Raw genomic sequence first — 658 nt, 5'->3', positions numbered from 1 at the left:
AACGGGGTTCGAATTACCCTTGACCGACCTCTCCCGGGAGGACCCGATGAGGGGGGTGGGGGGTGGGGTCGAGGCCGTCGCCGATCGAGGTGAGAACGTCATGCGCCCTGCCCTCCGCTCGACAGCCCGAGCTTCGCGAGCTGCTTCTGCATGCGCTGCTCGTAGTGCGACTTGAAGCGCGCATCGATGACACGCTGCGCCGTGCCGACGAAGTCGAAGCGTCGGCCGTAGCGCGTGCCGTTGACGAACAGCAGCACCGGCTTCACCGCACTGCCCGCGCTGAAGCGATACCGCGCCCACACGCCGCGCCGCAGGTGCTGCATCTTGTCGCCGTGCTTCCACGATCCGCGGCCCTGCCTCGACTCGCCGCCGTGCGCAACGAAGTACTCGACCTTGGTGCGCTTGGCCTTCGAGCGCTTCGAGCTGGTCGCGTTGGCGTCCGACCCCGCGAGGTTGAAGGCCTGCAGCTGGCTCAGGATCTGCACGATCTGCCCGCGCCCCATGTTGCCGTAGGCATCGAGCTTGGCGGCCGAGCCCGGCACCGCCCGTTCGTTCTTGCGCATCAGCCCGGCCTGCACGAGGATCTCCTCGAAGCGCTTCAGCGGACGGTTGCCGCCCTCGATCTGCGGCAGCAGGTAGTGCGCCCGCGACGTGCCGT

At 68.2% G+C, this 658-nt stretch carries 1 protein-coding gene; it reads right to left on the bottom strand.

Annotated elements, in window-relative coordinates; all coding sequences use genetic code 11:
- Positions 1–98: 98 nt before the first annotated feature.
- Positions 99–658 (bottom strand): hypothetical protein (locus tag AC1D01_RS37600; protein WP_477875036.1); only part of this gene is annotated, 560 nt, incomplete at its 5' end.

The organism is Rhizobacter sp. P3_B12, assembly GCF_056402895.1.
Note: the sequence above shows the minus strand (reverse complement) of the source record. Positions and strands in the feature narration are given on the sequence as shown.